The sequence below is a fragment of the Streptomyces sp. NBC_01618 genome (genome assembly GCF_045209435.1).
GTDB lineage: Bacteria > Actinomycetota > Actinomycetes > Streptomycetales > Streptomycetaceae > Streptomyces.
This window is the reverse complement of record NZ_CP109297.1, coordinates 7,849,185-7,861,671: the sequence shown is the minus strand read 5'-3', so window position 1 is coordinate 7,861,671 and position 12,487 is coordinate 7,849,185. Positions and strand designations below refer to the sequence as shown.

13 protein-coding genes are annotated in these 12,487 nt (G+C 70.1%); 4 read left to right on the top strand and 9 right to left on the bottom strand.

Annotation, left to right across the window (positions count from 1 at the left end; all coding sequences use genetic code 11):
• Nucleotides 1-89 precede the first annotated feature (89 nt).
• Nucleotides 90-908 (top strand): FadR/GntR family transcriptional regulator, encoded by an 819-nt coding sequence (locus OH735_RS36690; protein ID WP_406386076.1) that lies wholly within the window; start codon nucleotides 90-92, stop codon nucleotides 906-908.
• Between the two features lie 4 nt (nucleotides 909-912).
• Nucleotides 913-1,662, top strand: coding sequence for a hypothetical protein (locus tag OH735_RS36685; protein WP_406386074.1), 750 nt, complete (start codon nucleotides 913-915; stop codon nucleotides 1,660-1,662).
• Nucleotides 1,663-1,766: 104 nt separating this feature from the next.
• On the opposite strand, the gene OH735_RS36680 is transcribed toward OH735_RS36685, so the two are convergent.
• The gene (locus OH735_RS36680; RefSeq protein WP_406386073.1) at nucleotides 1,767-2,135 is read right to left on the bottom strand and encodes an SDR family NAD(P)-dependent oxidoreductase; all 369 of its coding nucleotides are present in this window, start codon (nucleotides 2,133-2,135) and stop codon (nucleotides 1,767-1,769) included.
• Between the two features lie 25 nt (nucleotides 2,136-2,160).
• On the opposite strand from OH735_RS36680, the gene OH735_RS36675 reads away from it, so the two are divergent.
• Together OH735_RS36675 and OH735_RS36670 are read left to right on the top strand one after the other, a co-directional pair.
• Entirely contained in the window at nucleotides 2,161-2,634 is a 474-nt protein-coding gene (locus tag OH735_RS36675; protein WP_406386072.1) for a hypothetical protein, read from the top strand.
• 209 nt (nucleotides 2,635-2,843) lie between these two features.
• Nucleotides 2,844-3,827: a phosphotransferase family protein gene (locus tag OH735_RS36670; RefSeq protein WP_406386070.1), complete on the top strand. Its 984-nt coding sequence runs from the start codon at nucleotides 2,844-2,846 to the stop codon at nucleotides 3,825-3,827.
• 225 nt (nucleotides 3,828-4,052) lie between these two features.
• Here the strand turns inward: OH735_RS36670 and OH735_RS36665 are convergent, their stop codons facing one another.
• From OH735_RS36665 to OH735_RS36630, 8 genes are all read right to left on the bottom strand, one after another.
• Nucleotides 4,053-5,699 carry an amidohydrolase gene (locus OH735_RS36665; protein ID WP_406386068.1) on the bottom strand — a complete coding sequence of 549 codons (1,647 nt, stop codon included), beginning with the start codon at nucleotides 5,697-5,699 and terminating at the stop codon, nucleotides 4,053-4,055.
• A complete protein-coding gene (locus OH735_RS36660) occupies nucleotides 5,696-6,082 on the bottom strand; it encodes a cupin domain-containing protein (RefSeq protein ID WP_406386066.1) in 387 nt (128 codons plus the stop codon). Before OH735_RS36660 ends, OH735_RS36665 begins: the two co-directional genes overlap by 4 nt.
• A 15-nt stretch (nucleotides 6,083-6,097) precedes the next feature.
• A complete protein-coding gene (locus OH735_RS36655) occupies nucleotides 6,098-7,504 on the bottom strand; it encodes an NAD(P)/FAD-dependent oxidoreductase (RefSeq protein ID WP_406386064.1) in 1,407 nt (468 codons plus the stop codon).
• Entirely contained in the window at nucleotides 7,501-8,679 is a 1,179-nt protein-coding gene (locus tag OH735_RS36650) for an ABC transporter ATP-binding protein (RefSeq protein ID WP_406386062.1), read from the bottom strand. The genes OH735_RS36655 and OH735_RS36650 overlap by 4 nt, the downstream gene beginning before the upstream one ends.
• Complete coding sequence (locus tag OH735_RS36645; protein WP_406386061.1) at nucleotides 8,669-9,460, bottom strand: ABC transporter permease; 792 nt, start codon at nucleotides 9,458-9,460, stop codon at nucleotides 8,669-8,671. The genes OH735_RS36650 and OH735_RS36645 overlap by 11 nt, the downstream gene beginning before the upstream one ends.
• Nucleotides 9,457-10,332 (bottom strand): ABC transporter permease, encoded by an 876-nt coding sequence (locus OH735_RS36640; protein ID WP_406386059.1) that lies wholly within the window; start codon nucleotides 10,330-10,332, stop codon nucleotides 9,457-9,459. The genes OH735_RS36645 and OH735_RS36640 overlap by 4 nt, the downstream gene beginning before the upstream one ends.
• A 3-nt stretch (nucleotides 10,333-10,335) precedes the next feature.
• Entirely contained in the window at nucleotides 10,336-11,457 is a 1,122-nt protein-coding gene (locus tag OH735_RS36635; RefSeq protein WP_406386057.1) for an ABC transporter substrate-binding protein, read from the bottom strand.
• 73 nt (nucleotides 11,458-11,530) lie between these two features.
• Complete coding sequence (locus OH735_RS36630) at nucleotides 11,531-12,133, bottom strand: helix-turn-helix domain-containing protein (protein ID WP_406386056.1); 603 nt, start codon at nucleotides 12,131-12,133, stop codon at nucleotides 11,531-11,533.
• Nucleotides 12,134-12,487 lie beyond the last annotated feature (354 nt).

The following is a 12,487-nucleotide window of genomic DNA, read 5'->3' as shown; positions in this document are numbered from 1 at the left end:
CGGGAGTTGGCCGTAAACCTATGAAGTCATAGTTCTAATTTCAAGGCCCCGCTAAGGCAAAAGCTCGGTCAACTGGCAAGGTGGTGATCGTGAACCGAGACAGACCCGGCGCCCGCAGAGTCGTCTTCACGCCCGTCGACACCCTGGCCCGCGTGGATGCCGTCGTGCGGCGGCTCGGTGACGCCATCGATCTCGGACTGCTCGCAGACGGCGAGCAGCTGCCCGGCGAGAGCGACCTCGCCGCCCAGCTCGGCGTCTCCACCGTGACCCTGCGGGAAGCACTGATGGCACTCCGGCAAAGGGGCCTGGTCATCACCCGCAGGGGCCGTGGCGGAGGCAGCTTCGTCACCGTTCCCGACGGTCCTGCGGAAGACCGGCTGCTTGCCCGGCTCTCCGACTGGAGCACCGAGGAACTCCGCGATCTCGCCGACCACTGGGCAGCCGTCGCGGGTGCCGCCGCGCGGCTCGCGGCCCAGCGCACCGAGCCCGAGGATCTGCAACAACTGGGCAGGTCTTTGGGAGAGTTGGTGGACGCCAAGGACTCGGGGACGCGCAGCCGAATCTTCGGACGCTTCCATGTCGAACTGGCCGCGGCCGCCCAGTCCGCCCGGCTGACCAGGGAAGAGGTCACTCTCCAGACCGAAGTGGGGGCGCTTCTGCGCCTCGTACTCTGCGAGGACGAGCACCTCAAGGAGGCGGTGGATCGTCACCACGCCGTGATCTCAGCCGTGCATGATGGGGCGGATGACCGTGCCAGGGCCCTGGCCGAACAATGCGTGCAGGCCTCCATGGCGCGCCTGATCGAACTCCGCCTCGGCTCGGCCGACGGTGCGCGCGGTCCCCGTCCGAAGGAGGGCCCCGATGGGCAGCAGTCCCCGTCTCGCAAGCGCCGGACCAGCGGTACTTGACAAGATGACGGCCGCCGACGCGGCCGTCCGTGTCCGAGACTCGCTCGAAGAAGTTTTCGACGCTGTGGGCAGGACCGCTTCGGACACGGAGTCGGTCCTGGCCTCGGCCGTCGCAGACGGCCGTCGGCCGGTCTCGACCGATCTGGCCGCGCTCCGCCCCTGCCTGCACGCCTGTCTCGCCCAGTACGACCTGGTCTCGGGGCTCGGCTTCGTGGCGGCACCAGGACTGCTCGACGACGTGCCGGCGTGGCTCGAGTGGTGGCAGACCACCACGGACGGTGCCGTGCATCCGCTGTTGCTCGACCTGGACCCTGAGCACTCGGCGTACTCCGACTACACGCACTGGGACTGGTTCACCCTGCCCCGCGACACCGGACAGCGGGTGGTCGCGGGACCCTACGTCGACTACCTCTGCTCCGACGAGTACAGCATCACCCTCTCCTCTGCGGTCACGATCGGGGGACGCTTCATGGGAGTGGCCGCCGCCGACGTCTACCTGCGGCACTTCGAAGCGGTCGTCATGCCTCTGCTCCAACGCCTGCCGGGACCCGCCCGCCTGGTCAACGCGCGCGGCCGGGTCGCAGCCTCCACCGACCCCCACCACCTGGTCGGATCGCTCACCAGGGGCCCGGACTTCGCGGCGGTACTGGCCGGACCGGAAATCGGCACGGAACACGGCGGGCAGCAACTGCGGCCCTGCAACGGAATCCCTCTCATCCTGGTGACGGCGCCACCCCCGGCAGAGCGCCGGTAAGCCTGTCTATGTCGGACGCCAACGGATACATGCCTCCGGCCCGACGAGTTGGCTGCGGGCCGGCGGCCCACCACCTGAAGAATCAGATGCGCGGCCCAGATCGCTCAACGGGGCGGCGGTACGACGGAGTTTACGTTCATCGCCTTCTCCGCCCCGACGAGGTCGCTGTCTGCGAACTTGTCGGTGCGCCGGCCGACGAGGGTGACGGCGGCGCCGCGGTCGGCGAGCAATCGTGCCGTCGCCGCGCCCATTCCGCTGCCGGTGCCGGTGACGAGCGCGACCTTGTCCGAGCGGGGGCCGATGCTGAAGTGGGCGGGGGCAGCCGACGCAGGGCGTACGGGCCGCCGAGCTCGGGACGGCCCCAGGCGCGTTCGACGGCGTCGGTGGCTCGGTCGGCGCCAGCAGTGTCGTTTCAGCGATGAAATCGCTGGACCGTACGGGTGAGTTCTTGGCTCAGGGGCTGTCGCAGGCATTTGCGGACTGTGTAAATCCGGGGTTGTGATCAAGAACCTCGTGTGGCGCGGCCTCCCCGCGCTCACCCTCGCAGCCCTGCCCATCCTGGCCGCCATTCCTGCCGCTGACGCCGTGGAGAACAGCCGTACCGTCAAGAGCACGCAGCTCCAAAAAGCCCTGCGGAGCGACTCCCACTTCTACGGACCCGCCACCCTCGGCAAGAACCAGGCCTGGACGTCCGGCAGCGGCCGTACCGTCCTGCGTGTTCAGAGCGACGGCAACGTCGTCGTCTACAAGGACAACCGTCCCGCCTGGCAGGCCCCGAACGTATACCCCAACGCCGACCACCTCGTCATGCAGGAGGACGGCAACTTCGTCATCTACAACAGGGCCGGCCAGGCCATCTGGGCCGCCGGAACCTGGCACAAGGGCCGCTACCTCGCCGTTCAGGACGACGGCAACGTCGTCGTCTACAACAACGCCAACCAGCCCGTTTGGGCAACCAACACCGGCGACTGAGCGACAGTCCCGTATACGGCAGGGCCCGGGCCAGCCGTCCGGGCCCTGTATTCTCCCCCATCTTTCGCTGCTCCCGCACATAGCGATGGCGGTTCGTGGGCCCACCGCTCAAGTCATCCAGCCGATGGCGCTGCCTGTCGGATGCGCCGGGAGTTGTGGGTGGGTTGCCCGAGCAATGTGTCCATCGGGCGGTCGATAGCCTGCCTCCCATGAACAGAGGTGAGGGCACCGAGCGAACCGGTGGGGACCTTGAGAGCCAGGACTGGAGTGCGACGCGCTCATGGGTGGAGAAAGGACTGGCCGAGTCGGAACGCATCGAGGATGTCACGCGGTTGCGCGGCGGGTGGACCTCAAAGATGCGCCGGCTGAGCATCTCCGGGTCGGGCGGTCGACGCTCGCTGGTCCTTCGCTCCTTCGTCAAACCCTTCTTCCTTCGACACGCGGAGGGCCTGCTGTCGCGCGAGGCGGGGATCCTGCGCCTGCTCGGTGAGACGGACGTGCCCGCCGCCACCCTCGTGGACGTGGACGCGACGGCGGAGTACTGCGACCACCCCTCCTTGCTGATGTCGCTGCTGCCCGGGAGCGTCCGCCTGGCCGACCAGGGAGCCGCCCGGCGTGCCGACTTGCTGGCCGGGCGTCTCCTGCGCATCCATCAGGTGCTGGTCACCGAGGAGACCCGGCCCCGCACCTATCAGGCGTGGGCCACGCCCGAACGGGTAAACCCACCTGGCTCCTCAACGCGACCCGAGCTCTGGCGGCGGGCCGTGGACGTCATCCGACGCGAACCGCCGCACTACCAGCCCTGCTTCCTGCACCGGGACTTCCACCCCGGCAATGTTCTGTTCGAAGGCGACAACGACGATCTGCGGATCAGCGGCGTCGTCGACTGGGTGGAGACCTCCTGGGGGCCGGCCGACCTGGACGTGGCCCACTGCTCGACGGCCCTGGCCCTGCTGCACGGAGTTCCGACAGGCATGGGCTTCGCCGACCGGTACGTCGCGGCGGGAGGAACCCTGACCGACAAGCCCGCGGAGCAACTGTACTGGCGGCTGCTGGACGCGTTGGCATTTGCCCCGGATGCCGAGAAGGTCGGCATCCCCTGGCGCGAACTGGACCGCACCGATCTCACCCCCACCGTGCTGTCCGGCAGACTGGAGGAGTACATCCAGGCTCTTTTCGACCGGTACGCGTGAATCCCGCTCGGCACCCGTGGGCAGGACTTCAGGCCACGAGTTCTCCCAACCCTCGACAGGCTGCCCGCGTTCGAAGCGGGCTCCGGCACGAACCAGGGGAACCAGATGGGTCGACAGTGACCGAACGGGGCAGGATCGGCCGGTAGATCCGGATCGAGCGGACGGTGGTGCGGCCGCCGCCTCCGACCGAAAAGCGGCGGCCTCTCCCCCTATTCCGCTGTGTATCTACTCGCTGTGGACCACCTCTCCCGCCACCAGGGTGAGCACCGCCCGGGTGCCGGCCACGGGCGTACCGGGAGCGAAGAGGTCCCGGTCGAGGACCGCGAGGTCCGCGGCCATGCCCTCGCGCAGGCAGCCGGTCTCGTCGTCGTTGCCGTTCACCCACGCCGAACCGGCGGTGTAGGCGCGCAGGATGTCGGCGAGCCGCAGGCGCTGCTCCGGGCCGTACGGGCGGTCGGCGCCCGGCCAGTGGGCGTGCGGGGAGCCAGGTGGTTCGGTGCGGTGCACCGCGACGTGCATGGCCTGCCAGGGGTCGGCCGTGGTGACCGGCCAGTCGCTGCCGCCGGCGAGCCGGGCGCCGCTGTCGAGCAGCCGGCGGAAGGGGTACTGGCGCCGGGCACGCTCCTCGCCCAGCAGCGGATCGACCAGCTCGTCCGCCTGCGGGTGGTGGGTCGCCCAGAGGGACTGGATGTTGGCCGTCACCCCCAGCTCGGCGAACCGGCCGATGTCCGCGTCGTCGACCAGTTGCACATGCGCGATGTGGTGCCGCCGGTCGCGCACTCCGTTGGCCCGCGAGGCGGCCTCGACCGCGTCCAGGCATTCGCGGACCGCGCGGTCGCCGATTGCGTGGAAGTGGACCTGGAAGCCGGCCGCGTCCAGCCGGGTCACCGCCTCCGTGAGCAGTTCGGCGGGCACGTTGGAGTGGCCCAGGTTGCCGGTGGCGCACCCGCACTGGTCGAGGTAGGGCTCCAGCAGGGCGCCGGTGCCGGTCTCCAGTACGCCGTCCTGCATGACCTTCACCGTGCCCGCCCGGAACCGGCGGCCGGGCTCGCCGCGCCGGGCCAGGAGATCGTCCAGCTGTTCCGGACCGCGGTCGCGGTCCCACCACAGGGCTCCGGTGACCCGGGCCTTCAGCAGCCCTTCCGCGTCCGCCCGGCGATAGGCGGCGAGTGTGTCGCCGGCTCCGCCGTAGGCGCCGACGATGGCGTCCTGCCAGCCGGTGATGCCGTACCGGAAGAGGTGCTCCTGGGCGTGGACGAGCGCTGCGCGCTGGTCCTCCGGGGTGTTCTGCGGCAGCACCCGGGCGACCAGGTCCATCGCGGCCTCGTGCAGTACCCCGGTGGGCCGGCCGGCCGCATCGCGCTCGATCCGCCCGGCCGCGGGGTCCGGTGTGGACGCGTCGATCCCGGCGCGTTCCAGCGCCACCGAGTTGACCCAGGCCGAGTGGTGGTCGGCGTTGGGCAGGAAGACCGGCCGGTCCGCGACGACCGCGTCCAGCAGTTCCCTGGTGGGCCAGCCGCCGGGGAAGCAGTCCATGCCCCAGCCGCCGCCCAGGATCCACGGCCGGCCGGGGTGGGCCGCCGCGTACTCCCGGACGAGGGCGGTGCACTGTGCTGCGTCGGCGGCGCCGGTCAGATCGCAGCGCAGCGCCTCCATGGCTCCCCAGAGGGGGTGGATGTGCGCGTCCTGGAGACCGGGGACCACGGTCCGGCCGGCCAGGTCGACGGTTTCGGCCGCCTGTCCGGCGGCCGCCCGTACTTCGGTGTCGGAGCCGATGGCGGTGATCCGGCCGTGGGCCACGGCGACGGCGGTCGCGTGTGGCCGCGCGGGGTCGCCCGTCCATACCTGGCCGCCGTGCAGGACGAGGGTCATGCGCCGGCCCGGTGGGTTCGCACCACGTACACCTTGCGGATCGTTTCGTGGACCTGCCAGGTGCCGCGCCAGCCGGCCGGCATGGCCAGGGTGGAGCCGGGGCGCAGCTCGACGCTTTCGCCGCCTTCGGTGTCGACGGTGGCGGTGCCGGACAGTACCTGGCAGATCTCGTCGTAGCCCTCGCGGGTGGCGGTGAAGTGGCCGGGGTCGCACTCCCAGACGCCGACCTCGACGAGGCCGTCGGGGGACGTCCACAGTGTGTGGCCGGTCTCCTGCTGACCGGTGGTGCTGGTGGGCTTGGGAGTGGCGGCGGGCAGGTCGGTGGTCACCGCGTCGGCGAGGAAGGCGATGGGGAAGAGGGTGGTGTCCACAGGGGTGTTCACGAGGTTCGGCTCCTTTCAGCGGCCGCTGATGACGTTGGCGATGCGTGCGATGGCGGAAGTGCGCTCCAGGCCGGAGTTCTCGTGCCGGTCGGCGGCGCGGTACGCGACGTAGAGGCTGCGCACGCCGAGCCAGCGCAGCGGTTCGGGTTCCCAGCCGCGCACCTGGCGGCCGACCCAGGGCAGCCGGGTGAGGTCCGTCTTCTGACGCAGGATCAGGTCGCGCAGGGTGCGTCCGGCGAGGTTGGTGGTGGTCACGCCGTGCCCGACGTAGCCGCCGGCCCAGCCCAGCCCGGTCCGCTCGTCCACGTGGACGGTGGCGCACCAGTCACGCGGCACGCCCAGCACCCCGGACCAGGTGTGGTCGATCGCCACGTCCCGGGTGGCCGGGAAGTGCTGCCGCAGGATGGCCTGCAGCTGCATCTGGGTGGCGGTCCGGGTCTCGCCGCGCTGGTCGACGTGGGAACCGAACATGTACGGGATGCCGCGTCCGCCGATGGCGATCCGGCCGTCGGTGGTGCGCTGGATGTAGCAGTAGGAGTTCGCCTCGTCGCCGATCAGTTCGGCTCCGCGCCAGCCGATCTCCTCCCACACGGCGGCGGGCAGCGGCTCGGTGACGATCATGCTGCTGTTCATGGGCAGCCACGATCGGCGGTGTCCGCGCAGCTCGGAGGTGAAGCCCTCCAGTGCCCGGATCACGAACGACGCCCGGACGGTGCCGTGCGGCGTGACCGCCTCGTGCGGGCGGATCTCGGTGACTTCGGTGTTCTCGTAGATGGTGACGCCCATCCGCTCGACCACGTCGGCCAGGCCCCGGACCAGCTTGGCCGGCTGGATGCGGGCGCAGTGCGGGCTCCAGTGGGCGCTGCGGGCGCCGGCGACGCGGACGCGCTCGGCGAGCTCGTCGCGGTCCAGTTCGACCAGGTCATTCTCGCCCCAGCCCTCGGCACGCAGCGACGGCAGCTGGTCGCGGAGCCGCCGTTCCTGCGCGGCGTTGGTGGCGACGTGGAGCAGGCCGTCCTTCTGGATGTCGGCCTCGATGCCTTCCTCGGCGGCGACCCGGATGACCTCGTCGACGGAGGAGAACATCTCGCGCTGCATGGCGAGGGCCGACTCCCGGCCGTGTGCCTTGGCGTAGCGGTGCATCTGGCCGGGCGGCTCGGCGCTGAGCCAGCCGCCGTTGCGGCCGGAGGCTCCGAAGCCGGCGAACTCCTTCTCCAGTACGGCGATCCGCAGGTCGGGCTGGGCCTGCTTGAGGTAGTACGCGGTCCACAGTGCGGTGTAACCGCCGCCGACGAGCGCGACGTCCACGTCCAGGTCGCCGGGGAGTGCCGGGCGGCGGGCGGGAATGCCGCCCTCCCGGAACCAGAAGGAGACGTCGCCGTTGACGAAGGTGGGACTGGTGGCGGGTGTTGCGGTGCTCATCGGCCGCTCTCCTGTGCGACGCCGGCGGGGGTCCGGCCGGCGCGGGTGGGTGTGTGGGTGGTGCCGGGCTTGTCACCGAGCAGGACGCCCCGCTCGACGTCCCAGACCACGGTGACCTCGTCGCCGTGGCGGACGCCGGACAGCCGGTCTGCCTGCTCGCGGGCGAGCAGTACGGTGCCGTCGGGCAGGGCGAGTTCGAGCTTGCGGCCGGAGCCCAGGTAGATCTCCTGGGTCACCCGGGCCGGCAGGGCGTTGGCCCCGGGGGCGACCGGTGCTCCGGCGGGCTGCACCCGCAGGTGCTCGGGGCGGACGACGACGGCGGCGTCGGCGTCGGTGCCGTCGGCGGGCCGGCCGGGTGCGCGTACGGTACGGTCGCCGACGCGCAGGCACGAGTCGTCGCCGTCCGGTTCGATCCTGCCCCGCACGGTGGAGGACTCGCCGAGGAACTCGGCCACGAACAGGCTGCGGGGCTTCTCGTACAGTTCGCTCGCGGTGCCGACCTGCTGGATGCCCCCGTCGTTGAAGACGGCGATCCGGTCCGAGAGGACCAGTGCTTCTTCCTGGTCGTGGGTGACGAAGACGAAGGTGGAGCCGATCTCTCGGTGCACCCGCTTGATCTCCAGCTGGAGCGATTCGCGCAGCTTCTTGTCGAGCGCGCCGAGCGGCTCGTCCATCAGCAGCACGCTGGGCTCGTACACCACCGCCCGGGCCAGGGCGACCCGTTGCTGCTGTCCGCCGGACAGTTCGCTGGGCCTGCGGTGGCCGTAGTCGCCGAGCCGTACGGTCTCCAGGGCCGCCTCGACCAGCTGGGTGCGGCGGGCCTTGGGAACCTTGCGCTGCTTCAGCGGGAAGGCGACGTTCTGAGCCACCGTCATGTGCGGGAAGAGCGCGTAGTGCTGGAAGACCATGCCGATGTCGCGCCGGTGCGGCGGCAGGTCCTGCATCTGGACACCGCCGATGGTCAGGGTGCCCGAGGTGGCGGCGGTGAACCCGGCGATGATGTTGAGGGTGGTGGTCTTGCCTGAGCCGCTGGGGCCCAGCAGGGTCATGAACTCGCCCGGTTCGATGACCAGGGAGACGTCGTCGACTGCGACGGAGTCCGCGTATTCCTTGCGCACCTGCGCCAGTTCGATGCGGGCTCCGCGCGCCTTGATGAGGCTGGTCTCAGCGGACACGGTTCCTCCTGGAGGTGGCGAAGGTGGCGGCCAGTACGAGCACCGTGGTGAAGGCGATGATCAGGGTGGCGGCCGCGGCGATGGTGGGATCGGTGTCCCGGGTCACGCTGGCGAACATCATCACCGGCAGGGTCTGCAGGTAGGGGCTCTGGATGAAGAGGGAGACCACCACCTCGTCGAAGCTGGTGACGAAGGCGAACAGGGCGCCGGAGACGACTCCGGGGGCGATCTGAGGCAACGTCACCTGACGGATCGCGCCCCACCGGCTTGCGCCGCAGATCAGTGCGGCGTCCTCGAGCCGCCGGTCGAAGCCGCGCAGACTCGCCGTCACCGGAATGATCACGAACGGGAGCGCGAGCACGGTGTGGGCGGTGACGAAGCCGAACAGCGTGCCCAGCAGACCGTACTGGAGGAACAGCGCGTACACGCCGATGGCCACGACCACGGTGGGCACGATCATCGGGGCGAGCAGCAGCCCGTACGACGACTTCGCCCAGCGCGAGCCGGACCGGGTGAGCGCGATAGCGGCGGCGGTGCCCAGCACGGTGGCCACCACCGCGACCAGGGCGCCCACCTGCAGCGAGGAGAACAACGCCTCGGTCCACCGGGGGTCGGTGAAGAAGTTGGTGTACCAGCGGCCGGACCAGCCGGTCGGCGGGAACACCAGGGACGCCTTGTCGGTGAAGCTGAGCGGGATCACCACGAGCGTCGGTGCGATGAGCCAGAAGCCCACCAGCACGCTGAACGCCCAGAGCGCGATCCGCGCGGGGCCGGTCCTCATCGGGCACCTCCACGGGTACGGGTGAGCCGCAGGACGACGCCGACCAGCCCCAGCAGGACCAGCGTGACCGCCAGCAGCACCACGCCCATCGCTCCGCCCCGGCCCCACGCGAGCAGCCCGTTGACCTGAGTGAAGATCTGCTGTGAGATCAGCGCCTGGTCGGGCGAGCCCAGCAGAGCCGGCGTCACGTAGAAGCCGAGCGAGGTGATGAACACGGTCAGCGCACCGGCGCCGACCCCGGGCAGCGACAGGGGCACGAACACCCGCAGGAACGCGGTGGCGGGGCGCGCCCCCATGCCCTGCGCGGCGTCCAGCAACCGCCGGTCGATACCGCTCATCACCGCGTACAGCGGCAGCACCATGAACGGCATCAGCACCTGCGTCATGCCGATCACCACCCCGGTGGGGGTACGGATCAGCTGCAGCGGCCCCATCCCCACGGCGCCGAGCAACTGGTTGACGACACCGCTGTCCTGCAGCAGCACCACCCACGCGAAAGTGCGCACCATCAGGCTCGTCCAGAACGGCAGCAGTACGAGCAGAGTGAGCCAGACCCGCGCACGGGCGCTGACCACGGTCATCAGGTAGGCGTACGGATAGGAGAGCACCAGAGTCACCAGGGTGACGACGGCGCCGACGGCCAGCGTACGGACCAGGGTGGAGAGGGCGACGTCGCTGGTGAAGAACCAGGAGTAGTTGCCCGCACCGGGGGCCGGGTCGGTGACACTGCGCCAGGCCATCAGGCCCAGCGGTACGAGGAACAGCACAGCCAGCAGCACCAGCGCCGGCAGCAGCAGCCATCCCCACCGGTCACCGGCGCCCTTGGAGCGCCGGCCGGCGGCCGGGGCGGCGATCTCGATCAGGGCGGTCATGGGTCAGCGCGCCAGCCAGTCGGACCACTTCTGGATGATCTGCTCCTGGTTCTGCGCCCACCAGGCGTTGTCCAGCTTGAGGGCCTTTGCCTGCCGCTCCGGCGTGGACGTCATGTATTCGGAGGCGGCCGCGTCGATCTTCGGCTCGGCCTCGGAGTTGATCGGCGAGTAGGAGGTCAGCTCGGTGAGCCTGGCCTGCTGGCCGGCGCCCAGGTAGTAGTTGATCAGGGCCATGGATGCCTTGGGGTTCTTGGCGTTCTTGGGCACCGCGAGGGAGTCGGAGACCGGCATGAACTGGTTCCACTGCGGTGCGAACTTCGCACCGTTCTTCACGGCCGAGTACGCACGGCCGGTCCACACCATCGCCATCGACACCTCGCCCGACTCCAGCAGTTGCTGGGATCGCGCACCGGTGTCCCAGAAGACCAGGGAGGAGCGGACGCTGGTGAGCTTCTTCAGACCGCGGTCGACGTCGAGCGGGAAGAGCTTGTCGGGGGCGACCCCGTCCGCGATCAGTGCCGCCTCCAGCGGGCCGGGGGCCGCGTCGGACGCCAGGCCGGGTATGGCGCGCTTGCCGGGGTACTTGGCGGTGTCGAAGAAGTCCGCCCAGTCCTTGGGGGGGTTGGCGCCGAACTTGGACTTGTCGTACATCAGCACCATGCCGTAGGTCATGGCCGGTACCGAGCACTTGCCCACCATGTCCTTGGGCAGCTTCGAGGTGTCGACGATGGTGGTGTCGAGCGGCATGAGGAGCTTTCCGCACTGCCGTTCGGCCCAGATGGCGTCGGTGTCCACCACGTCCCATGTGACGTTGCCCGAGTCGACCTGTGCCTTGAGCTTGGTGTAGTCGGTAGGGCCGTCCGAGAGCATCTTCGCGCCGGATTCGGTGGCGAACGGCTTGACCGCGGCGGTCTCCTGACCGTCCTGGTAGATGCCGCCGTAGGAGGCGAACGTGAGGGTGACGCCGTCGAGGGCGCCCTTCTTCACGGTGCCCGCGGCGGCCGGGCCGGGGCCGAGATCGATGTCACGGGCGGCGGGGGCACCGCCGGAGCAGGCGGTGAGGGCCAGCAGCAGAGCGCCGCAGGCTGCGGCTTTTCCGACGGTTCGTCCAGTTTTCTCGGGCATGGTGGTGCTCCAGAGCGAGGGTGAAGACGGGGAGGGTTGGAGAAGAGGGCAGAGGAAGAAGGGAGAGCGAGGGTCAGTCCGGCGTCGGCGGACTGATGATCCAGAGGATTTCGGCGGGCGTCCCACCGTCGTTGACGACCCGGTGCGGGGTGGAGGACAGGTACTCGATGCTGTCGCCGGGATCCAGAACGTGGGGCTGACCGTCCAGTTCGATCCGGACGCTGCCGCTGACCACGAGGAGGATCTCCTGCGAGTCTCCGTGGGTGTAGGCGTCGTCCCCGGTAGAGGCCCCCGGTTCGAACTCGCCCGCGTACACCTCCAGATGACCGAGCGGCCGCTGGGAAATCAGGAACTTCCGGCTCCCCGGGGCTGTTTGCAGCTTCGGCCGGTCGGCGCGCCGTACGACTCGCGGTCCTGTGGGACCGCTCTGGTCGAAGAGGTCGGCCACGGTGAGGCCGAGCGCCGCCGCGATGCGCCGCAGCATTCCGATGGAGGCGTTGGCCTGCCCCCGCTCCAACTGGCTGAGGAAGCCCGGGCTCGCCTGGGCAGCCGCCCCCAGGGCACGCAGCGACATGCGCCGCTTCATGCGGTACTCCCGGATGCAGGCACCCAGCGCCTCGTCGGCGAGCGCGTCGAAGCCGTCATCGGAGGGGTTGGGAAGTGGTGACTCCGCCATGAGTAAACACCTGATGTGTTGTCAGCGAACACTTTGTTCGCTGGTGTGGCACGAAACGTATGCCGAGGTGACCTGGCGCACAAGGGCCGCGGACGACCTTGATCAGAACGTAACCGGAAGCACGTCCGCCGGAGCTCCGTGAAGGAGACACCGGCGCGCACGTGCTCGTCCCGGACGGCCCGCCGCCCTGGGCGTGATGCCGGCACCATGACAGCGGGTCCGTGTCGCGGAGCGGCGGGCGCACTTCCCCGTAGACGCGGCCGCGGGCAGTCAGGAACGGGGGTGCCCGGACGACCTTGATCGTCCAGGCACCCCCGTCGGCCGCAGCGCCGCGTGCGGCGAGGCCGGGGTGCG

Coding starts and splice junctions, on each gene's coding strand:
- OH735_RS36655 (WP_406386064.1), bottom strand. CDS start 7,504: ATGAGCACCGCAACACCCGCCACCAGTCCCACCTTCGTCAACGGCGAC.
- OH735_RS36635 (WP_406386057.1), bottom strand. CDS start 11,457: ATGCCCGAGAAAACTGGACGAACCGTCGGAAAAGCCGCAGCCTGCGGC.
- OH735_RS36640 (WP_406386059.1), bottom strand. CDS start 10,332: ATGACCGCCCTGATCGAGATCGCCGCCCCGGCCGCCGGCCGGCGCTCC.
- OH735_RS36680 (WP_406386073.1), bottom strand. CDS start 2,135: ATGCCTGCGACAGCCCCTGAGCCAAGAACTCACCCGTACGGTCCAGCG.
- OH735_RS36670 (WP_406386070.1), top strand. CDS start 2,844: ATGAACAGAGGTGAGGGCACCGAGCGAACCGGTGGGGACCTTGAGAGC.
- OH735_RS36685 (WP_406386074.1), top strand. CDS start 913: ATGACGGCCGCCGACGCGGCCGTCCGTGTCCGAGACTCGCTCGAAGAA.
- OH735_RS36665 (WP_406386068.1), bottom strand. CDS start 5,699: ATGACCCTCGTCCTGCACGGCGGCCAGGTATGGACGGGCGACCCCGCG.
- OH735_RS36630 (WP_406386056.1), bottom strand. CDS start 12,133: ATGGCGGAGTCACCACTTCCCAACCCCTCCGATGACGGCTTCGACGCG.
- OH735_RS36645 (WP_406386061.1), bottom strand. CDS start 9,460: ATGAGGACCGGCCCCGCGCGGATCGCGCTCTGGGCGTTCAGCGTGCTG.